Raw genomic sequence first — 19,024 nt, 5'->3', positions numbered from 1 at the left:
CCACGCTAGCCGACACGATGGCGGCGCCTGGTATTACAGCTCGCCGCCGGGGACGGTCAACGGCTCCGCGCAGACGCCCAGGCCGTTCTCGAAGCCCTGGGCGAACCACCCTGTGCGCTGCTCGCTCTCACCGTGCGTGAAGCTCTCCGGGTTGACCGTGCCGGACGACTGCTGCTGGATGTTGTCGTCGCCGACGACGAACGCGGCGTTCAACGCATCTTCGATCTGCGTCTCAGTAGGCCTGTTCAGATACGGGTCGCCTTCGGCATCCTTCTGCTCGCTGATCCGCCCGATCCAGGCCCCGGCGTAGCAGTCGGCTTGCAGTTCGATGCGCACGCCGTTGCTGTCAGGACCCGTCCCGTTGTTCGGATACCTGTCCATCACGCCGGTGATGTACTGGATGTAGTGGCCCCATTCGTGACCGACGATGTACAGCTGGGCGAGCTCGTTGGCGGATGCGCCGAACTGCTCCTGCATGAGCTGGAAGAAGGTGGGGTCGATGTAGACCGTCTCATCGCCGGGGCAGAAGAACGGCCCGACGGCGTTGGACGCCGTGCCGCAGGCCGTGTTGGTCGCGCCGTCGACGACGATCAGCTGCGGGGGACTGTAGTTCTCGACCTCGTCGGACCAGAACGCGTCGAGCGCGACCTGCGCTCCCGCCATGCGGCAGTCGAGCCTCTCATTGGCGTCCTGCCCGGTCTTGCAGTTCTCGATCGCCGTCCCGCCTGCGGGCCCGTCTCCCCCGCCCGGAGCGGCACCGCCGAGGAGACCAGTGAGGTCGATTCCGAGCAGGGGACCTGCGATCAGCGCGATGATGCCGAGCACGCCCACCACGCCGCCGCCCGCGATGGCGGTGTTGCGTCCGCGTCTCCGCGTGGTGTTGGTCGAGAGATCGGCGTCGGGATTGAAGGTCATGCGACGAGGGTACTCCGCGCGTGGGACGAGGGAACGGACGTAGGCTCGAAGACATGACGACGACGATCACCATCACGGGCGCGGGCGGGCAGATCGGCTACGCGCTGCTGTTCCGCATCGCGGCGGGCGACCTGCTCGGACCGGACGAGAAGGTGCGACTGCGGCTGCTCGAGATCCCTCAGGGACTGGGCGCGGCGGAGGGCGCGGCACTCGAACTTCAGGACGGCGCATTCGGCCTGCTGGAGCACGTCGAGGTGACGGATGACGCCGCTGTGGGATTCGACGGGACAGACCTGGCGCTGCTGGTCGGGGCGCGACCGCGCGGACCCGGCATGGAGCGCGCGGACCTGCTGGCCGCCAACGCCGGGATCTTCGGGCCGCAGGGCGCGGCGATCGCTGCGAACGCGGCATCCGGCGTGCGTGTCACTGTCGTCGGCAACCCGGCCAACACCAACGCACTGATCGCCTCGGCATCCGCTGACGGCGTTCCGCCCGAGCGCTTCGCGGCGCTCACCCGTCTCGATGAGAACCGCGCGCGGGCGCAGCTCGCGCTGACGCTCGGGATGCCGGTCGACACCGTCCGCCGCGTGCCGATCTGGGGCAACCACTCCGCGACGCAGTTCCCGGACATCTCCCATGCCACGGTCGGCGGCGCGCCGGTCGGCGAGGCGCTCGCCCAGATCGTCGGCGACGTGCCCGCGTGGCTCGACTCGACGTTCATCCCCCGTGTCGCGAAACGCGGTGCGGAGATCATCGAGGTGCGCGGGTCGTCGTCGGTGGCGTCCGCGGCGAGCGCGACCATCGATCACGTGCGCGACTGGGTGCGGGGGACCGACGAATGGACATCGGCCGGTGTCGTGTCGCACGGCGAGTACGGCGTCCCCGAGGGGCTGATCTCTTCTTTCCCGGTGCGTTCTGTCGACGGCGAATGGCAGATCGTCGAAGGCTTGGAGCTGAACGACTGGGCGCGCGCGAAGGTCGACGCCTCCGTCGCCGAGCTGGTCGAGGAGCGCGAGGCGGTCCGTTCGCTCGGAATGCTGTGATCCGTCACCGGTGAGGCCTTCGGCAGGGCAGAATGGATGCCGGAGGCGCACCCATGAGCGACATGATCGAGTCCACGACGTCCGCAGCATCGGTCGATGTGACCCTGACGAGTCCGCTGCATCTGCCGCACCCGGCAGCGGAGTGCCCCAAGTGCTTCACCGAGCTGCAGGAGAACCGCGAGTTCTGGACGGCCCGGCCCGAGGGTGCGCGCCTGGTGGGGCTCGTCGTCTCGCGCGAGGGAATGCCGTCGGTCGTCGAGCAGCGCGATGACCTCACGCGCTTCGGTGTGCCGATCGAGGGCTTCCGGCACCCGGCCCCCGACATCCTGGAGAGCTGGAGCGAACGGCTCGGCCGCCTGATCGCCACCCTCAATGTCGGCGACGTGCTGGTCGTGGCGAATATCAATGCCCTGGGCCGCAATGCCGAGGAGGGCACGCGCACTGCCTCAGAACTGCGCCGGCACGGCATCATCGTCAAGGTGCTGAGCCACGACGCGCGTCACCTCGCGGACGCGACCCGCTGACCGCGGTCGGTCGGATCCGGCTCAGTCGCTGTCGGCGTCGCTCTGGCTGCGCAGCGCCTCGTCATCGAGAAGGGGCAGGTCGGCGCGGGTGACCACCTGTGAGGTGACCGCGTATTCGACGAGGCGCGCTCGTCGGTTGGTCGCCAGCTTGCCCGCACCACCGCGAAGACCCTGCACGCCCATGCGGTCGAGCTTGTCGCAGACGTTGTCGAGCTTGCGGTTGAACTTGCTCATCGTCCAACCGAGGCGCTTCGCGGCATCGCTCGACGACGGCAGCTCGTTCATGCTCACGCCCTCGCGGCGCAGCATCGGCTCGGCGAGTGCGACCATGAGCTGTTTCTGCAGCGGCGTGAAGCTGGCCGGCATGACCGTGGTCTCGCCGCTCATCGACATCTCCACCTGACGCGACACCTCGTAGGGCGCCTGTTCGGTGTGCAGGCTCAGCTCATAGGTGAAAGGGCCGGCGGTGAACACGATCACGCTGCGCTCGAACACGAGCGGCATCCGCGCCCCTGGCGACAGCCAGGACTGTACGGCCCCACCGGCGCTGGAGATCGTGGCGGCCAACCGCACTCCGATGTTCGCGAGCCACCACAGCCCCTCGCGGTGCTGCAGCTCGAGGAAGTGCCGGTGCAAGTAGGGGTTGTCGTCGATCTCGAGGTCACCCTCGCGGCCGATGATGAACGGCCTGTCGGTCGGCAGGTCATGCCACTCGCCGGCGAATTCGAGGCGCAGCGGTGCAACGCCCCGCACCTCCGTCGGCAGTTCGACCTCGTGCTCTGTCGTCGCACTCGCATCAGTCACGTCAGACCCCCCTTCGCAACATCCTGCCATGGACAGGGCGGATTCCGTCGTCCGGCGGCGGGAGGAAGGCGGGCGGGAGCCAGGAGCGCTTCTGACGGGCCGTCGCCACCGCGCGGCCGAGCCCGGGTTCGAGATCCGTTCGGTCAGGCGGAGTGATCGGCCTGCGCCTCGCCAGCGAGGAACTTCCCGACCAGGCGGTGCGCGTAGTACTGAGTGAGACTCATGTCGAGCTGTGGCTCGATCCGATCCGGATCGGCTCCACGCGACAGGAGAGCGTCGAAGATGCGGGAGAGGTCGTCGACGAGCTCGGGATTCAGCGGGCGGTCGTCGTTCCGCTCCGGCTGGTCGTCGCGGCGCCGAGGAAGCACGTCATTCGCCGTCAGGGCAGCACGCCCGAGCGGGGTGGCACCCTTAGTGTCCACCGCGTCGACGACGGCACCCGCGTCGAGCAGTGCCACCAGTGTCTCGAAGGCCTCGTCGGCATGCGCGTTGCTGTTCCTGACGCTCCACTCCTTCTGGGAGTTCTTGTTGATCGTCATCTTGACCCAGCGCGACCGCATCACGGCGGCGACCGCCGCATCGTGGAGCACCGATTTCGCCCACCCGCTCGGCGAATCCGTGTCGGCGAAGTTCGCGTCGGCGCCGTTCTCGAGCAGGAACCTCGCAAGAGCGAAGGCACCCGTGCGAACCGCGACCTGCATAGCGGACTGGCCTGCGTACTGCTTCGGCTGCCCGGTGGCGACGATGTTGACGAGGGACGGATCGTTCGCGATCCGGTCGCGAACCTTCTGGTCCTCGCCGTCGACGATCTCCGTGAAGATGGCCTGCATGATGTCCGATCAGTCGAGGGGAACCGCGGCGCGATCGATGGCGGACAGATCGGGCTGCGCCCGGAATCCGGCGAGTACTCGAGCCATGATCTCGTACGGGTCGATCACATCGTCCCCCTCAGGTCGAGCTCGCGAAGAGTGCACCACTCGGGAACCTCATCGGTCAGGAAGTAGGCGTAGAACACCTCCGCCGCCTCGTCCGCCGTGAACACCTCGTTCGGGTACACCGTGGTGCTGTGACGGCCGTCGTCCCAGCGGATGACCTCGCTCGGCGCCTCTTCCGACCCCGCGCCCGGCTTGCCCACCGTGAAGTGGTGCGCGGTGCCGTCGTCATGCAGGACCCGTGCCTCGACGGTCATCGCCTCCGCCGATCCGGCGCTCTGGATGTACGCGTCGGAGAGCGGGATGTCCTCCAGCAGGTCCGAGCCTTCCGCTGCCCGCCACAGGCTGTAGGCCCAGAACGACGTGCCGTTCATCCGACTCAACGAGAACCGGAGTTGGTCCGAATAGGGTCGCACGGTGTCGATGAGCGGTCCCCGGCTGTAGCCGTTGGACTGCACGACATGGGTATCCCCGGTCATGTTCGTCGTCGGACGCAACGTCAGTGCCCGATGACGCCCTGGAACTCGACCATCACCTGGATCGCGGCGATCGTCTCGCGCTTCTTCAGGTTCTCCACCTTCTCCGGCCCACCCAGCGAACGTAGGGGCACGAAGGTGAACGACTGGTCGTAGGGCAGTTCGCCGTGGGCTTCGACCGCCTTGGGGAAGATGTCCCAGTTCAGAGTCCGCGACAGGTAGAAGTCCCGCGCCCTGTTCACCATGTCCAGGAACTGGCTCAGTTTGCTGTTGAGTCCTGCCGTCCGACCATCCCGGTACCTGATCGCGATGAACCCGTTCTGGCTCGGCTCCCACGTGATGAGATCGGCCAGTCCCGTCACCATGACCGGGATGGCGATTCCATCTCCCTGGGTCTTGCCGATGCAGTCAGCCAACTGCGTCTCGTACACGGCGGGGTTGATCACGCGGAGGAAGCCCGCTGCGAACGTGCCGTACCCGTAGGTCTCCCACAGTTCGATCACCTCGTCGGGAACACGACCCCGGAAGGCCTCGATGACCTCGGGTTCAACCGGCCCGTGGGGCACGAAGTCTGAAATCTCGATCATGCTCTTCAACCTATCGGAAGTGGATGTTCATGAAGACGGTGTTGAGGTCGACGCCAGGATTGTTCTGCATGAAGTCGATCACCGCAGCGTCGAGGTCAGCCACGCGGTCCCGCCACTGCCTTCCGAGCGAGGAGTTCACGTTCCCGTCGCCCACCCGGGGCACGTCGGTCACGTCACCGCCCGCGATGCCGTCCAGGCGGTGCAGAGCGGCCTGCGTCTCCATCCACTGGTCCACGAAATTGGACGCTGCTTCCGGATCGAGGTCCGGATTGTCCGCCATGATCTCCGCGAGCGCATCGTTGGCCGCGAGATCACGGGTGTCCTGCTGAGCGGACAAGGAGTCCGAGGGCCGGCCGTTCCTCAGGTAGTCGACACGGTTGAGGACCCAGTCCGCCATCGTCGTGTTCTCGAGCGTGTCGATCTGCTCGTTCAGCTGATCGTCGAACTGATCGGAACGATGGTCAGGATTGCGGTTGAACCGTTGGATCGTGATGTCGACGTGTGTCGCGTCGGCGTCGTAACGGTCGATGTACCGGATCGCGCCCTGATTCCCCCGGGCCTTCGCACGCAGCTTCCGGGGAATGTCAGCCAATGCCTTGAGGTTTGGCGACGCGTCCTGAAGCGCCCTCATGATCGGCCGTGCGAGCTCGTCTCCCACTCTTCCCATCGGTCAGTCCCCCGTGATGTTCAGGCCGGCGAGATCGGTGCCGAGCCGCTCGATCAGCTCGTCGATGTCGTCAGCATGGATGTCCAGATCGGACTCCGCCTGCTCCAGTGCCTGCAGGTCGGCGAAGAACTCGTCCGAGTCGCCGACGGCCGCCTCGACCACCGGGGCGTCCAGCGCGGCCATCACCAGGCCGGGCAGCTCCTCGATCAGCGGCTCGAGCACCATGGGCAGGATCTGGTTCAGGGCCTGCTCGAGTGCGATGTCGACGGCCGCGTTCAGCAGCTTCTTCTTGGCGATGACCATCAGGCCCGCCCCGGGTGCCGTGAACGGGTTGGTCAGCATGGCCACCAGCGCGATCGCGGTCGTGGTGAGGTCGGCGATGACCTTCATCTTCAGTCCGAAGACGACAACCGCCGCGACCTCGAGTCCCGGCGGCACCGGACCCAGCGCATCGAGCAGCTTCTGCAGGTTGTTGGAGCGGTTGCTGTTCCAGGCAGCGACGAATGCAGGACCGGCCTGCCCGCGCATGGCGGCGGCCATGTCGCCGTTGATCTTCCGGTCGACGGCCTGGATCCGCCCCTCGAGCTCACCGGTGAAGGTGCTGACGATGTCGCCGGCGCGGCGGAGTTCGTCCTCGTCGACATCGGGCCATTCGAAGCCCAGCTTCTCCATGATCCAGATCAGATCGTTCGGCAGCATCATTCCCATTGCGGCACCTCCTGCACAGACTGTACGACGCCCGTGCTTTTACACACCATGGGTAGCGCTTCCCATCCACCTCACTTCACGAGATAGGTGAAGTAGTCGCCGAGACTCTTGAGCGCAGCATCCGTCAACTCCGGATGTCTCGCGTGCATCACACGCTCGACCTCGTCGCCGATATCGTTCAAGGTTCTGCCCGCCCAGTCCATCTGGATCGCGATGGTCTCGTCCAGTAGCACTCGCACCGCCTCGCGGATACCGGGAGAGCCGAACTGCGCCTCGAACTCCGCGTCATTCCTGCCGGGAAAGTTCGTCAGATAGACCACGACCGCGGCACTGAGGTCGAACCACTGGTCGGCCGCGGCCCGCTGCTCGGCGACCGTGGTCACGGTCGCCGGGTCGGCCGGCTCGAAGGTCTGCACCACAGCACCGGCACCGCGGGCAGAGATCCGGTAGGCAGCCTTCCCGCCGCCCTGATCGCGGGCCATGCCGCTGGGCCATACGTCGATCTGCGCGCCGACGACGCCGAGACGCCACCCCTGCGGCTCGAGGTGCTCGCGCACGGTGCACAGAGCCTCGAACGCATCGTTCTCCGTCGCCTCGAACGCATCGAACGACGGGGACTCGATCGACACCGTCCAGCGATAGTCGGGTGTGAACTGCCAGCTGATCGTCGCCTCATGGACGACGCCGTCACGGCTCGCCTCGATCCGCTGCGGGCTCTGGATCATGCGGCGGGCGACGCCGGTCCGCCACCGTAGGCCACCTCGCACGCGGCGAGGTACTCGGATCCCAGTCGCAGCCGCACGTAGGCGTCGATGGCCTCGAACGCTTCTCGCACTTCTTCCCGGGTGCCGCGGATCGAAAGCCTCTGCCCGAGGACTCTGGACACCGACGCGTCTCCGCCTACGGGGATGCTGAATCCCCAGTTGCCCCGGCCGTACTCGTCGTAGGCGCCGTGCACGGCGAACGCGTCGTACAGGACGAAGCCGAGCGCGGAATCCGACTTCCGGCGTGCCTGCGTCGCGGCGGGGAGATGTTCGCCGACCAGGTCGAGCACATCGTCCACGGTCAGATCATCGTGCGGCATTCTCACTCCTCAACGTCATCGCAGGATCGCCTGCAGCGTCGTCGGGTCGAACCGGTACCCGTTGCTCGTCGCCGAGGCATCCAGAATCGCATCGATCACCGCAGGCAAATGCTCCGCCATCGGCTCGATCAACTTCTTTCGGAAGATCGGCGATGAGTGTCGTCATCGCATCGGTCGCTCGATCAGAAGAACTCGAGGTAGGACCAGCGCCAGGACAATGCGTAGAGAGCCTCGGGGCTGAGCCCGGGCCAGATCTTCTCGAATTCGATGCCGAAGAGAATCGACTTGTTCTGGTTCCCGAAGGCCTCCTTCGGGATGTGCAGGGTGTCGCTGGCCTTCACGATCTGCTTGACCTCGGCGAGGAGAGCCTCGGGATCGGCGACATCCATGGCGAGCACGGCCGCATCATCAGCTCCCGGCGTGCGCCGCGAGCCGTACCCGACGTACGCGATGATGGCGGCGGTGAGCTGATCCGGCTCACGTTCAGCGGACGAAGACATTGAGGATCCTTCCGGTCGACGCATCGATCATCGTAACCGAAGTGACGTTGCCATTCTGCGCGAGGGTCGGGAATTCGCACTCGTTCCACACGGATTCTGCCCGGACGTCGCCGACGTAGGCTCGAACGTCTCCCGATGCATTCTGGGCAAGCTGCGTCGAGACCTCTCGCCACGTGGCATTCGTGGACGGGTCGTTCCAGTCAGAGGGCATGCGATCGGTCATCCCCTGGCGATCCAGGAGCTGTTCGAGCGTCTCGCCGTGCGACGAATTGGTGAGGTTCTGCGCTCCGAGCTGGGTTCCGTCCGGGATCGTGTTGCCATCGCTGTCCAGAATCCGGCCCGACCAGAATGTCGCGTCGTTGGGTCCCGTTCGCGTGTCGATGGCGTTGACCACATCCCAATCGACCAGATCGGGATCCTGGACTTCGGGGTCATTGAGATCAGGGAACGGCTGGGGGTTCGGCGCGTCACCCTCGACGTGACCGTCGCCCGGCCTTCCACCCGGGTGGCTCGAGCTCCCGGGGCCGTCGTACGTGTCCTGTCCCTTGACCTTCTTCACCACGTCGTCGACGTGGTGGGTGATGTTGTCCGCCACCTGATGCAACTTGTCCTTCGCATGCGCGAAGCCCTTCAACACCGCCTGCCTCACCTCACGGATGATCGGCTTGATCGCACTCATCAGTCATCACCCCCGAAATCCAACGCCTCGAAATCCGAGAAGAAATTCGACGTCAACGACTGAATATCCGCCCCATGCAACTTCATCGTCGACTGCGCATCCTCCAACGCCTGCAGATCCGCATAGAACTCATCCGAGTCCCCCACCTGACCCTCCACCATCGGCGCATCCAGAATCGCATCGATCACCGCAGGCAAATGCTCCGCCATCGGCTCGATCAACATCGGCGCCAACTGACCCAACAACTGCTCCACCGCGATATCCACCGCCGCATTCAACAACTTCTTCTTGATCAGCAACATCGGACCCGCACCCGCCGCCGTGATCGGATTCGTCAACATCGCCACCAACGTGATCAACGTCGACGACACATCCACGATCACCTTCATCTTCAACGCGAAGATCGCATCCGCCCCGACATCCATCGCCGTCGCCGCCGGAGGCATGATATCGATCAACTTCTGCAGATTCTGCGACCGATTCGTGTTCCACGCGGACATCGTCGCCGGACCCGTCTGCCCCCGCAGAGCCCCACCCAGATCACCATTCATCTGACGATCAACCGACTGGATCACACCCTCCAGATCCGACCCGAAATTCCGCACCAAGGTCGCACCCTTGCGAACCTCATCCTCATCAATATCCGGCCACTCAAAACCCAGCTTCTCCATCACCCAGACAAGCTCATTCGGCAACATCATTCCCACAGCCACACCTCCACACACGACAGTACCCAGCGAGAAGAGCTCAGCGCGATGGGGAGAACAACCCGGGTCGCGGATGAGGTTCGAGTTCGCGGATCGTGTAAGACTCCCGCACCGTGTCGGGCGAAGAACTCGCAAGCATCCGGATACGTCGATTCGCGCGTGCGGTCACGGGACCTCTCGCCCCTCGACCTGACCTGATCGGAGCCACGACTCCATGCGTTCTCGTTGCGCAGCCATCTGCTCCGAGAACGTGACGATCTCCTCGGCGATGATGCCGTCGTAGGTCAGGTTCTTCATCAGTCCTCCATCGACCGCAATCGGTGACCCCGTGGACTACTGCGGCGGGTCCGGGAAGTCGATACCCAGTGCGCTCTCGAGCTCATCGAGATCGGGAAGCTCCCGCCGCGCATGCTCGCGAGAGATCACCTGCGGATAGCTGAAGGCACCCACTTCCCAGTAGGTCCCGCAGTGGCGGCAGCGACGCACCTCTGCCATGAATTCTTCGCTCTCGCCGATCGTCACGGCGCGCGCGTCCGGCGCGTAGGTGGCCCAATAGCCGGCGCAGATCTCGCAGGCACCCGGGTACGCCGGGTTCGGAGGCGTCATCGCGCGCGGATCTCGTCCAGCAGGGCCTCGTCGATGGCGAAGCCTGTCTTCGGCGTACGCACGAGGATGGCGTGTCCGGGAGTCACTCCCCGAACCACATCGCTTCCTCTCATCGACACGGCGAAGGGGGCGAGGTCAGTGGCTTCGCGCGCAGCGGCGAGCGAATCGCAGACGAGCATGTGCGAAACGCCTTCGATGTCGATCATCACGGGCTCGAACGAGCCTTTGCCCGGGTCGCTCCCGCTGGGAACGACCACGACGGCATCGAGAAACGCGTTGATCAATGCGTCGTTGGCCGGCTGTCCCCCGCTCTGTGCAGTGAGGGCCAGCGCCTCGATCGTCGAGGGTTCTGGTGTACCGGGCTCAACCATAGATGCCCAGGATATCCCAGGTGCCGCCAGGGCCCAGTTCGAAAACGACGGTACCGGGGGGCAGGGGAACACCGCCGTCCACGACGAACTCGTGGGTGGCGTTCGGATAGTTGACACCATCGATGTTGACGGCTGTGTGCCCACCCGGCAGGTAGTGCACGAACCCACCGGCGTCTTCCGAGGTCGGCAGCCGCTGTGGCAGATGATCCACCGGAATCAGTGCGCCGTACACGGGATCGCCGCGCAGCGCCGCCTCTGTCACGCTCGGGGCGAGCCCGCTCTCGATCGCCGCATCCATCGCGCTGCTGACGTTGACCGCGTCTTCCGAAGGCATCATGAATACGGCGCTGCCTTCGCGGCCGAGCGTCGCATTGTCGCGCGTGTAGTACTTCAGTTGCTCCGGACCGAAGAAGCGCACGCCATGGGAGTAGGGCTGGCCGTTCGAACCGCCGGAACCGCCATTGCCTCCGGGGCCGTCGAATCGATCTTGACCACGCACCCGCTTGGCGACGTCGTCGACGTGGTGGGTGATGTTGTCCGCCACCTGATGCAACTTGTCCTTCGCATGCGCGAAGCCCTTCAACACCGCCTGCCTCACCTCACGGATGATCGGCTTGATCGCACTCATCAGTCATCACCCCCGAAATCCAACGCCTCGAAATCCGAGAAGAAATTCGACGTCAACGACTGAATATCCGCCCCATGCAACTTCATCGTCGACTGCGCATCCTCCAACGCCTGCAGATCCGCATAGAACTCATCCGAGTCCCCCACCTGACCCTCCACCATCGGCGCATCCAGAATCGCATCGATCACCGCAGGCAAATGCTCCGCCATCGGCTCGATCAACATCGGCGCCAACTGACCCAACAACTGCTCCACCGCGATATCCACCGCCGCATTCAACAACTTCTTCTTGATCAGCAACATCGGACCCGCACCCGCCGCCGTGATCGGATTCGTCAACATCGCCACCAACGTGATCAACGTCGACGACACATCCACGATCACCTTCATCTTCAACGCGAAGATCGCATCCGCCCCGACATCCATCGCCGTCGCCGCCGGAGGCATGATATCGATCAACTTCTGCAGATTCTGCGACCGATTCGTGTTCCACGCGGACATCGTCGCCGGACCCGTCTGCCCCCGCAGAGCCCCACCCAGATCACCATTCATCTGACGATCAACCGACTGGATCACACCCTCCAGATCCGACCCGAAATTCCGCACCAAGGTCGCACCCTTGCGAACCTCATCCTCATCAATATCCGGCCACTCAAAACCCAGCTTCTCCATCACCCAGACAAGCTCATTCGGCAACATCATTCCCACAGCGACACCTCCATGGATGACTCTACGAGCCGCGAGCGCCAGGTCGCGATGGGGAGAACAACCCGACGGGTCGCCGTCACCTGGCGACCTCCCACTGCGTGACGCCATACGTGAGCGGGGCCGTCGCACCGGTGCGCGGCGTGATCCCGGTCGCGGCGCGATCGATGATCGTCACCCGCGGGTTCATCGCGATCGGCAGCGCGACGGCGGCCCGCACGATCGTCGCCTCGATCTGCGCGAGAAGATCTCTCGCCTCGTACACATCCGTGGTCTGTGCGAGCTGCGCGATCAGCGCGTCACGATCGGGGTCGGAGTTTCCGGTGACGGATGCCGCGCCCTGGCTGCCCCACTGGTCGAGCATCTGCGCGGGCGTCTGCGGCACGGGCACCCGTGCGATCACGGCGTTCCAGGCACCCGCGGCGAGGGCGGCGTCGAAGTCGGCGCTGCCGCAGTCGACGGCGCTCCAGCCGGCTTCGGCCGCGGCCTCGCGCAGAGCAACGAACGCTCCGGTCGCGAATTCGCTTCCCTTGTCGTACAGCACGCAGACAGATGATCCGGCGCGCACTCCGGCGCTCTCGCGCTCGAGCGCGGCGTCTTCGCCGGGCGTCCCGAGTGCCCCGGTGAATCCGGAGTCCTCGTTGACGATGTCGTAGGCACGCGACCCCGGTGCGGTCAGCATCGACGTGGTCCCCGTGTAAGCCGTCGCCCACACACCCGAGCCGCGCTCCGTCAACGCCGTCGCCGGAATGGCGCGGAGGAATGCTGCTCGTGCCTGCGGCTGAGTGAAGATGCGGGTGGGGTCGAGCATCAGCGCCCAGAGGGTGCCGTCATGCCGCGTGTCGACCGTGAGATCCTTGCGCTCGAGCTGGCGTATCTGCTCGCGGTTGGCGGTGACGGGAGCCACCTGCACGACGTCGAGCCGGTCGCCGACCTCCGACTCCGGCTGATCTCCCCGCGGCACGAGGTCGATCCGGGCGACCTTGGGCGTCACGAGCCCGCGGTACGCCGTATTGGGCACCAGCGTGACGCTCTGCCCGTCGCCGTCTCGGCTGACCTCGTCGATGCGGAATGGGCCGCTCGAGAGCAGGAGCTCCGCAGCGAGCTTCCCTTCCTTGCCGATCTCGAAGTCCTCGTTCCACACCGCGGCGATCTCGTCGAGTGCCTTGTCGTCGCTGTCCTGGATGGCCCGGATGACGGCCTGCTTCGCTTCCATCGGATCGTCGATGCCGAAGGCCCGCCGTCCGACCACGTGAGCGGGCACCGGGACGGTGACGGCCCGTTGCCAGCCGATGTCAGGCTGCGGGTACGTCACCTCGATCGCGCGGGCGAACTCGTCGAGAGTGGGAATCGCGGGCTCAGCGGCGGCCTCTTCAGCGGAACCGTCCTCCCCGTCGTCGAAATAGCCGGAAGCTCCCGCCCAGCCGAGCAGGAGATCGGCGGCGTCGAGCGGGATGCTGTCGGACCAGGACGGTTCGGCGAGGTCGTATCGCACGGTGAACGGGTCGTCGGAGACGATGGTGACCGCCCCGAAACCCTCATCCGCCACGAACTCCCCGTCGACCAGGTCGCCGAAGTCACCGCGGATCGTCTCGGCGATGTCGATGTTGCCCGGAGTGGGGGATGCCGCGGCGTTGGCCGACGTGAACTCGCCCGTCCACCCCGCGGTGATGCGCGTGTCAGGCACGACCGTCTCCGGCAGCGCCGGCGCGCAGGCGGTCAGGCACGCCGCGAGCAGCACCACCACACCCGCCGCAACGCGGCGCTCCCCCCTCATGAGCCGTCGGTCACGCGAGATCGGTGCCGTCTTCTTCTTCGGCCAGCGCGCGGAACGGTTCGCTCTCTTCGCTCTCCAGCCAGGCGCGCGCATGCTCCAGCAGCATCGCGGGCGACTCTTCGGCCTCTTCCGGCGAGCCGAACGGGCCGATGACATCCTCGGAAGGACGCTCGTCCGCACGCACCACCGACTGCGAGGTCAGGTTGTACCAGTAGTAGCTCTGTGTTCCGCTCATCGCTCGTGTGTTCCCCTCGTGTTCCCGATCGATTCTATTCGGGGCGATCCGCAGTTGCCCCCTGCACAGAGAGAGGTCGTGGGGTCGATCTTCCGATCAACCCCACGACCTCTTCGTGCGCGATGCGTCAGGCGCCGCCGGCCATGTTCGAGTCGGTGTCGCGGATCTGGTCCGCCATCCGGTCGAGAGCCTGGGCCATGTCGTTGACGGCCTCCGCTGCGTCGTCGAGCGACGTCGTGAGCTCCTCGTACGCCGTGGCGTACGCGTCCGACGCGTTCTCGGTCTTGAAGCCGTCCTGCACGAGGTCGTCGATGACGCCCTGCAGCTCCTTGAGCGTGTCGGTGACCGCGCTGCGGCCGTCGCGGAGTCGCGCCGCAGCGCTTTCCATCTCGCTGTACGTTGCGCCAAAATCATGGGCCATGAGAACCGCCTCCAGTTTCTTCTCGTTCAGGCCGCTCGGCCTCTTACGACGAGGTTAGCCAACGATCGTCGATCGGCAAACGGGGAGCGGTACCCATGTCACCTCTGCCCATCGGTCGGGACGAACGGGATCTGCATCGTCAGCGTGCGGCCCGCCTGCACGAAGATTCCACGCCCGACCGGGAAGTCCGTGCGCTTGACGCGGCCGAACGGCGCCTTGAAGATCGCATCGCCGTCGTAGGTGTCTGGCTTGAGCACGATGCCCTGCCGGCCCGTCTTCCACTCCCCGAGCACGCCGATGCTGCCGCTCGCGCGGCTGATCTCGGCGTCGGCGATCAGCATGTGGTCGCTGTTGTTCATCGCCTGCAGGAGCGCACGCATCGCCCGGTCGGCCGGGCCGTCGGCGAGATGCGGGATGTCCTCGATGACGATCATGATGCGACCGGCGGACACATCGCTCACCACGAGCTGGGTGAGCTCTTCTGCCAGCTCCTTCTCCTCCTCCGGACGCGTGGCGCTCTTCACCCAGGGACGGAAGTCCTTGAGCTCCGAACGGCGATTGCCGAAGTGATACATGCGGATGCCGGGATCGAACCGTTCCATCGCGACGACGAGCGCCCGCAGGGTGTTCGTCTTTCCCGACGCCGGAGGTCCGGTGATCACGAACGAGCCGATCGGTTCGAAGCCGTGCGCCGAGAGCGTATCGTCGGCGACGCCGAACACCGGCATCCCGCTCATCTTGGTGGGCATCTCCGAGGAGAGGACCATCGTCGGCAGCGCGCCGATCTCCGGGAGGTCGCGCACGCCGCCCTCGCGGAGCTTGTCGCCCAACGCCACAAGGGCCTTGGTCTGCTCGACCACGTTGAGGGTGCCGCCGAGCACGGCGATCTGCGCCTCGTGCCCGTCGACGATCGCACGCCCCGGTGCCGACTGCTCGTCGAGGACGTCGCGCGGCGCGGCGAGCAGCATGTACTGGCTCGGGTCGCCCATGCGCAGCACGACGCGGCGCGAGATGTTCGCGGCGACCGCACTCGGCACGGCGTTGCCGCGGTCCGCGGTGATGACCGTGTGGACACCCAGCGTGCGCCCCTCGCCGAGGATGCGCATGAACATGCGATAGAAGGCGCTGCGACCTGCCGCGACCTCCCAGTCCTTCTTGAACTCGGGGTAGTTGTCGATCAGCAGCAGGATGCGCGGCATCCGCGGATCCCTCAGCTCCCGATACTCCTGAACGGATGCCGCGCTGGCGGCGGAGAACGCCGCGGCCCGACGGTCCATCTCGCCGTCGAGCGTGCGCAGCAGACGCTGGATGCGCTCGACGTCCGCGCCGTCGACGACCGATCCGACATGCGGAAGCGAGGCGAGCGCACCCAAGGCTCCCGAGGCGAAGTCGAGGCAGTACACCTGCACCCGCCCGAGATCAGGACGCATGCCGGCCGCGGTGCCGATCGTCTTCAGCAGGGTGGACTTGCCCGACCCGGAGGTGCCGTAGATCACCAGCGAGCCATCGCGGTCCGGAGAGAACACGGCGGCCTGCTGCAGCTGGCTCTCCGGGACATCGACGAGGGCGATCGGGATGCGCGTGTCTCCCTCGTTGGGCAGGTCGTACAGGTCGACGAGCGGGGCGAGGTCGTCGAGCCACGGCCGACGCGGCGCGGGAAGAGCCGCGGCCTCGCTGGCCCGGATGAGCGTCGATACGATGCGCTTCTGGTCGTTGGGACCGAGATCGGCTTCGTGCGCGTCGGAATCGGCGGGGAGGTCCGGCTCCCACTCGGCGGCGGAGCCGAAGCGCAGCGGTGCCACGCGCACCTCGGCGGTGGCCCCGTCGTCCTCCGTGGTCCAGCCACCCGCGTACGCCGACTGGAAGGGCACCAGGCGCCCCGGGCCGGTCTTGGCGATGGCGCGGCCAGGGATGGAGGCAGAGAACGTCGCAGCGACGCCGTCGTCGACGACGTCACGCGAGTCCGCCTCGTCGGCCATGCGCAGAGCGATGCGCAGGTTGGTGTTCGCACGCAGGTTGTCCTTGATGACACCGGCGGGGCGCTGCGTGGCCATGATCAGATGGATGCCGAGCGAGCGGCCGCGCTGGGCGATGTCGACGACACCGTCGACGAACTCCGGCATCTCGGACGCGAGGGCGGCGAACTCGTCGATCACCAGGACGAGGGCCGGAGGGACCTCCGGGTCCTGCCGCTTCTCGAGCTCGATCAGGTCCTTCGCCTTCTTGCGGTTGAGCAGGTGCTCGCGGTGCTGCAGCTCGGCCCTCAGGCTCGTCAGGGCGCGACGCACGAGGTGCGGGCTCAGGTCGGTGACGAGGCCGACGCAGTGCGGCAGCTCGACGCAGTCGGCGAACGCCGATCCGCCCTTGTAGTCCACGAACAGGAACGTGACGCGGTCGGGGCTGTGCGCGGCCGCCATGCCGAGCACCCAGGCCTGCAGGAACTCGGACTTTCCGGCACCGGTCGTGCCGCCGACGAGCGCGTGCGGCCCCTGCGTGCGGAGGTCGAGCGCCATGGCGTCGCTCGCACCCTGTCCGATGATCGCGCGCAGCGTGCTGGCCTTCTTCAGCCGCGGCCGCGGATTCGTGGAGCGATCGACGATCGTGTTGTTCTGCCGCCACCGTTCGATGACGACCTGCGGGTCCTCCGCGATGGCCGGGTCGACGAGCTGCAGGAACATCACGGCTCCGGGGATGTCCGAGGAGTCGTGCACGGCCGTGCTCGCGTCGAGCACGGGAGAGAGCCGGCGCGCGAGCATGTTCATGTACGCGTTGGACACGCCCTCGACCCGCACGTGCTCGAAGTACTCGCCGTTGCGGACGAGGCCGACCTGCGCGTCCTCCAGCCCGGCCGTGACGTCGATGTAGCTGCGGCACACGGCGGGCAGCGACTCGACCGTCGGCGAGACGAACACCGCGTGCACGCCGTGATCCGCACCCCGCTCGAGCACGTCGGTGAGGCGTCCGCGATCGACCGGCGCATCGCCGCTCACGAAGACGATCACGGACAGCGGCGGGGTTCCCTGATGATCGGTGGCGGCACGGGAGACGTCCGTGCCGTAGAGCAGCGGGTTCCACTCCTCCTTGAACGGCCCGCGCGGCTCGCCCTCGCGGTCGCCGGTCGCCCGCTGCACGTACTCCTCGAGACTGCTCAGAAGGGCAGCGCTCGTCGGCGCCGAATCCGCGAGCGCCATGTCGCGGAACGGGCTCTTCTCACTCGACGTGTGCGGCATCCATTTGAGCCACTCCAGCTCCGGCGTCCAGGCGGAGTCGGCGAAGGCCACGGCCACCACGTCGTTGGGCGCGTGCAAACCGAGCAGCTGCACCGCGATGCCGCGCATGGTGTCGGCGACGGGACCCTGCGGTCCCGCGATCCCGATGGAACCCGCGACCGCCAGCTTCTCGAACACCGGAACGTCGTCGACGAACTCGTACCGCTCCCGCAGCCGGTCGACGCGATCGATGAACTCGGGGAGGCCATCGGGCACCTCGGCGTCGTCGATCTTGTTGCGTGCCGGGAGACGGCAGCTGCCGAGCCGCAGACCGAGGAAGTTCCAGTGCTCAGGCCGTCGGGTCCACAGCATGGGCCCGAGCCGCATCGCGTGGTCGTAGATCTCGGCGACGGGCGGTGCCTCCGCGTTGCGGGCGCGCTCCTCCTCGGGCTTCCCGTGGAAGAAGTCCTCTTCGAGCTGCTCGTACTGCCGCTCGAAGAGCAGCACCTCGTGTCCCTCGCTCTTCTTGCTCTGCGCCGCCTGGTTGATGATGTTGCCGAACGCCATCAGCGGCGTCATCACGATCATCAGGAGCGATCGCGGGTTGCCGTTCATGGCGAACAGCGCCATGCCCATCAGGATCGGGGCGACCATGATCGGCCACGGGAACATCTTCCCGATCTTCTCCGTCGGAAGCCGCGGCACCTTGAACAGCGTCCCGGGGAAGCGGACTTCCACTCGGGGGCTGCGGTTGAACTGCAACCCGCCGCCGCGCTCGATGATCGGCTCCTCGGCGGCCGAGCCGTCGAACGAGCGGGCGAGACGCAGCACGAGCGTGGTGCCGCCGATCACGAACGGCTCGCCCTCCTCGACGCGGACGCGCTGCACGGCCACGCCGTCGACCAGCACGCCGTTCGCGGAGTTCAGGTCGACGACCTCGATGTGCGTGCCGACCTCGAGACGGGCGTGCCGCTTCGAGACCATCGGATCGGCGAGGACGACATCGTTGCCGGCCTCACGGCCCAGGAACACGTGCCCGGAGGAGATCGGGAACTCCTGGCCGGCCAGCGCTCCCGCGGTCGCGATGAGCACGCCGGCGACGTCGCGCTGCCCGGCGAACGAGTAGTCGGGGCCGTAGTTGACGATGGATGCCGCGAAGCCCGAGCCGATCGGAGCCTCGCCGATCGGGACCTCGGGTTGCAGCGGGACGAGACGCTCCCCGGTCGGCGGCGCGACCGCGAGCGTGAGCACGTCGCCTTCGGCGACCGGGATCGATCGGGTCGGATCCGCCTCCGCGACGTGGCGGGCCACATCTCCGGCGGTCGCGGTGGAGTCCGTCGTGATCACGATGTCGACAGGGTCACCTGCCTGACGGTGCAACGTCAGCTTCAGCCTCATACGTATCCCCCGGTTCCACTGAACATGCCAGCGCCGCTCGTCATTGGTT

Annotated in this window: 23 protein-coding genes; 2 read left to right on the top strand and 21 right to left on the bottom strand. The window is 66.4% G+C overall.

Annotation, left to right across the window (positions count from 1 at the left end; translation table 11 throughout):
- Positions 1–33 precede the first annotated feature (33 nt).
- The gene (ypfJ, locus tag V5D55_RS09215; protein ID WP_435749103.1) at positions 34–915 is read right to left on the bottom strand and encodes a KPN_02809 family neutral zinc metallopeptidase; all 882 of its coding nucleotides are present in this window, start codon (positions 913–915) and stop codon (positions 34–36) included.
- A gap of 53 nt (positions 916–968) precedes the next feature.
- Between ypfJ and V5D55_RS09210 the strand changes: the two genes are divergently transcribed.
- Positions 969–1,958, top strand: coding sequence for a malate dehydrogenase (locus V5D55_RS09210; RefSeq protein ID WP_435749102.1), 990 nt, complete (start codon positions 969–971; stop codon positions 1,956–1,958).
- 53 nt (positions 1,959–2,011) lie between these two features.
- On the top strand, positions 2,012–2,482 hold the full coding sequence (locus tag V5D55_RS09205) for a recombinase family protein (RefSeq protein ID WP_435749101.1): 471 nt from the start codon (positions 2,012–2,014) through the stop codon (positions 2,480–2,482).
- Positions 2,483–2,503: 21 nt separating this feature from the next.
- Here V5D55_RS09205 and V5D55_RS09200 read toward each other — a convergent pair whose 3' ends face one another.
- From V5D55_RS09200 to V5D55_RS09105, 20 genes are all read right to left on the bottom strand, one after another.
- Positions 2,504–3,286, bottom strand: a complete 783-nt coding sequence (locus V5D55_RS09200) for a hypothetical protein (protein WP_435749100.1) — start codon at positions 3,284–3,286, stop codon at positions 2,504–2,506.
- A 143-nt stretch (positions 3,287–3,429) separates the two neighbouring features.
- Positions 3,430–4,116, bottom strand: coding sequence for a hypothetical protein (locus tag V5D55_RS09195; protein WP_435749099.1), 687 nt, complete (start codon positions 4,114–4,116; stop codon positions 3,430–3,432).
- A 104-nt stretch (positions 4,117–4,220) separates the two neighbouring features.
- Positions 4,221–4,697, bottom strand: a complete 477-nt coding sequence (locus V5D55_RS09190; RefSeq protein WP_435749098.1) for a hypothetical protein — start codon at positions 4,695–4,697, stop codon at positions 4,221–4,223.
- Between the two features lie 20 nt (positions 4,698–4,717).
- A complete protein-coding gene (locus tag V5D55_RS09185) occupies positions 4,718–5,281 on the bottom strand; it encodes a T6SS immunity protein Tdi1 domain-containing protein (protein WP_435749097.1) in 564 nt (187 codons plus the stop codon).
- A 10-nt stretch (positions 5,282–5,291) separates the two neighbouring features.
- Positions 5,292–5,873 carry a polymorphic toxin type 15 domain-containing protein gene (locus V5D55_RS09180; protein WP_435749096.1) on the bottom strand — a complete coding sequence of 194 codons (582 nt, stop codon included), beginning with the start codon at positions 5,871–5,873 and terminating at the stop codon, positions 5,292–5,294.
- A 78-nt stretch (positions 5,874–5,951) separates the two neighbouring features.
- Positions 5,952–6,656: a hypothetical protein gene (locus V5D55_RS09175; RefSeq protein WP_435749095.1), complete on the bottom strand. Its 705-nt coding sequence runs from the start codon at positions 6,654–6,656 to the stop codon at positions 5,952–5,954.
- A 71-nt stretch (positions 6,657–6,727) separates the two neighbouring features.
- Complete coding sequence (locus V5D55_RS09170) at positions 6,728–7,381, bottom strand: hypothetical protein (RefSeq protein WP_435749094.1); 654 nt, start codon at positions 7,379–7,381, stop codon at positions 6,728–6,730.
- The gene (locus V5D55_RS09165; RefSeq protein WP_435749093.1) at positions 7,378–7,740 is read right to left on the bottom strand and encodes a hypothetical protein; all 363 of its coding nucleotides are present in this window, start codon (positions 7,738–7,740) and stop codon (positions 7,378–7,380) included. Before V5D55_RS09165 ends, V5D55_RS09170 begins: the two co-directional genes overlap by 4 nt.
- A gap of 182 nt (positions 7,741–7,922) precedes the next feature.
- Positions 7,923–8,240 (bottom strand): hypothetical protein, encoded by a 318-nt coding sequence (locus tag V5D55_RS09160; protein WP_435749092.1) that lies wholly within the window; start codon positions 8,238–8,240, stop codon positions 7,923–7,925.
- Positions 8,224–8,889: a hypothetical protein gene (locus V5D55_RS09155; protein ID WP_435749091.1), complete on the bottom strand. Its 666-nt coding sequence runs from the start codon at positions 8,887–8,889 to the stop codon at positions 8,224–8,226. Before V5D55_RS09155 ends, V5D55_RS09160 begins: the two co-directional genes overlap by 17 nt.
- Positions 8,890–8,918: 29 nt before the next feature.
- The gene (locus V5D55_RS09150; protein ID WP_435749278.1) at positions 8,919–9,590 is read right to left on the bottom strand and encodes a hypothetical protein; all 672 of its coding nucleotides are present in this window, start codon (positions 9,588–9,590) and stop codon (positions 8,919–8,921) included.
- Positions 9,591–9,791: 201 nt separating this feature from the next.
- On the bottom strand, positions 9,792–9,923 hold the full coding sequence (locus tag V5D55_RS09145) for a hypothetical protein (protein WP_435749090.1): 132 nt from the start codon (positions 9,921–9,923) through the stop codon (positions 9,792–9,794).
- Positions 9,924–9,959: 36 nt separating this feature from the next.
- Complete coding sequence (locus V5D55_RS09140) at positions 9,960–10,232, bottom strand: hypothetical protein (RefSeq protein WP_435749089.1); 273 nt, start codon at positions 10,230–10,232, stop codon at positions 9,960–9,962.
- Entirely contained in the window at positions 10,229–10,603 is a 375-nt protein-coding gene (locus V5D55_RS09135) for a hypothetical protein (protein WP_435749088.1), read from the bottom strand. Before V5D55_RS09135 ends, V5D55_RS09140 begins: the two co-directional genes overlap by 4 nt.
- On the bottom strand, positions 10,596–11,231 hold the full coding sequence (locus V5D55_RS09130; protein ID WP_435749087.1) for a hypothetical protein: 636 nt from the start codon (positions 11,229–11,231) through the stop codon (positions 10,596–10,598). The genes V5D55_RS09135 and V5D55_RS09130 overlap by 8 nt, the downstream gene beginning before the upstream one ends.
- Positions 11,231–11,902, bottom strand: coding sequence for a hypothetical protein (locus tag V5D55_RS09125; protein ID WP_435749278.1), 672 nt, complete (start codon positions 11,900–11,902; stop codon positions 11,231–11,233). The genes V5D55_RS09130 and V5D55_RS09125 overlap by 1 nt, the downstream gene beginning before the upstream one ends.
- Before the next feature lie 112 nt (positions 11,903–12,014).
- Positions 12,015–13,712 carry an ABC transporter substrate-binding protein gene (locus V5D55_RS09120; protein WP_435749086.1) on the bottom strand — a complete coding sequence of 566 codons (1,698 nt, stop codon included), beginning with the start codon at positions 13,710–13,712 and terminating at the stop codon, positions 12,015–12,017.
- Positions 13,713–13,722: 10 nt separating this feature from the next.
- Entirely contained in the window at positions 13,723–13,947 is a 225-nt protein-coding gene (locus V5D55_RS09115) for a hypothetical protein (protein WP_435749085.1), read from the bottom strand.
- A 127-nt stretch (positions 13,948–14,074) separates the two neighbouring features.
- On the bottom strand, positions 14,075–14,368 hold the full coding sequence (locus tag V5D55_RS09110; RefSeq protein WP_435749084.1) for a WXG100 family type VII secretion target: 294 nt from the start codon (positions 14,366–14,368) through the stop codon (positions 14,075–14,077).
- A 98-nt stretch (positions 14,369–14,466) separates the two neighbouring features.
- The gene (locus V5D55_RS09105) at positions 14,467–18,975 is read right to left on the bottom strand and encodes an FtsK/SpoIIIE domain-containing protein (protein ID WP_435749083.1); all 4,509 of its coding nucleotides are present in this window, start codon (positions 18,973–18,975) and stop codon (positions 14,467–14,469) included.
- Between the last annotated feature and the right edge of the window lie 49 nt (positions 18,976–19,024).

This window comes from Microbacterium sp. PMB16 (assembly GCF_051294855.1).
GTDB lineage: Bacteria > Actinomycetota > Actinomycetes > Actinomycetales > Microbacteriaceae > Microbacterium.
The sequence above is the reverse complement of the archived record's forward strand: the minus strand, read 5'-3'. Positions and strand labels throughout refer to the sequence as shown.

Bases quoted from the DNA above. Each gene is read 5' to 3' on its own strand.
- V5D55_RS09185 (WP_435749097.1), bottom strand. From the start codon at position 5,281: ATGATCGAGATTTCAGACTTCGTGCCCCACGGGCCGGTTGAACCCGAG.
- V5D55_RS09210 (WP_435749102.1), top strand. From the start codon at position 969: ATGACGACGACGATCACCATCACGGGCGCGGGCGGGCAGATCGGCTAC.
- V5D55_RS09165 (WP_435749093.1), bottom strand. From the start codon at position 7,740: ATGCCGCACGATGATCTGACCGTGGACGATGTGCTCGACCTGGTCGGC.
- V5D55_RS09160 (WP_435749092.1), bottom strand. From the start codon at position 8,240: ATGTCTTCGTCCGCTGAACGTGAGCCGGATCAGCTCACCGCCGCCATC.
- V5D55_RS09175 (WP_435749095.1), bottom strand. From the start codon at position 6,656: ATGGGAATGATGCTGCCGAACGATCTGATCTGGATCATGGAGAAGCTG.
- ypfJ (WP_435749103.1), bottom strand. From the start codon at position 915: ATGACCTTCAATCCCGACGCCGATCTCTCGACCAACACCACGCGGAGA.
- V5D55_RS09190 (WP_435749098.1), bottom strand. From the start codon at position 4,697: ATGACCGGGGATACCCATGTCGTGCAGTCCAACGGCTACAGCCGGGGA.
- V5D55_RS09105 (WP_435749083.1), bottom strand. From the start codon at position 18,975: ATGAGGCTGAAGCTGACGTTGCACCGTCAGGCAGGTGACCCTGTCGAC.
- V5D55_RS09125 (WP_435749278.1), bottom strand. From the start codon at position 11,902: ATGGAGAAGCTGGGTTTTGAGTGGCCGGATATTGATGAGGATGAGGTT.
- V5D55_RS09120 (WP_435749086.1), bottom strand. From the start codon at position 13,712: ATGAGGGGGGAGCGCCGCGTTGCGGCGGGTGTGGTGGTGCTGCTCGCG.
- V5D55_RS09145 (WP_435749090.1), bottom strand. From the start codon at position 9,923: ATGAAGAACCTGACCTACGACGGCATCATCGCCGAGGAGATCGTCACG.
- V5D55_RS09135 (WP_435749088.1), bottom strand. From the start codon at position 10,603: ATGGTTGAGCCCGGTACACCAGAACCCTCGACGATCGAGGCGCTGGCC.
- V5D55_RS09195 (WP_435749099.1), bottom strand. From the start codon at position 4,116: ATGCAGGCCATCTTCACGGAGATCGTCGACGGCGAGGACCAGAAGGTT.
- V5D55_RS09170 (WP_435749094.1), bottom strand. From the start codon at position 7,381: ATGATCCAGAGCCCGCAGCGGATCGAGGCGAGCCGTGACGGCGTCGTC.
- V5D55_RS09140 (WP_435749089.1), bottom strand. From the start codon at position 10,232: ATGACGCCTCCGAACCCGGCGTACCCGGGTGCCTGCGAGATCTGCGCC.
- V5D55_RS09150 (WP_435749278.1), bottom strand. From the start codon at position 9,590: ATGGAGAAGCTGGGTTTTGAGTGGCCGGATATTGATGAGGATGAGGTT.
- V5D55_RS09115 (WP_435749085.1), bottom strand. From the start codon at position 13,947: ATGAGCGGAACACAGAGCTACTACTGGTACAACCTGACCTCGCAGTCG.
- V5D55_RS09130 (WP_435749087.1), bottom strand. From the start codon at position 11,231: ATGAGTGCGATCAAGCCGATCATCCGTGAGGTGAGGCAGGCGGTGTTG.
- V5D55_RS09110 (WP_435749084.1), bottom strand. From the start codon at position 14,368: ATGGCCCATGATTTTGGCGCAACGTACAGCGAGATGGAAAGCGCTGCG.
- V5D55_RS09205 (WP_435749101.1), top strand. From the start codon at position 2,012: ATGAGCGACATGATCGAGTCCACGACGTCCGCAGCATCGGTCGATGTG.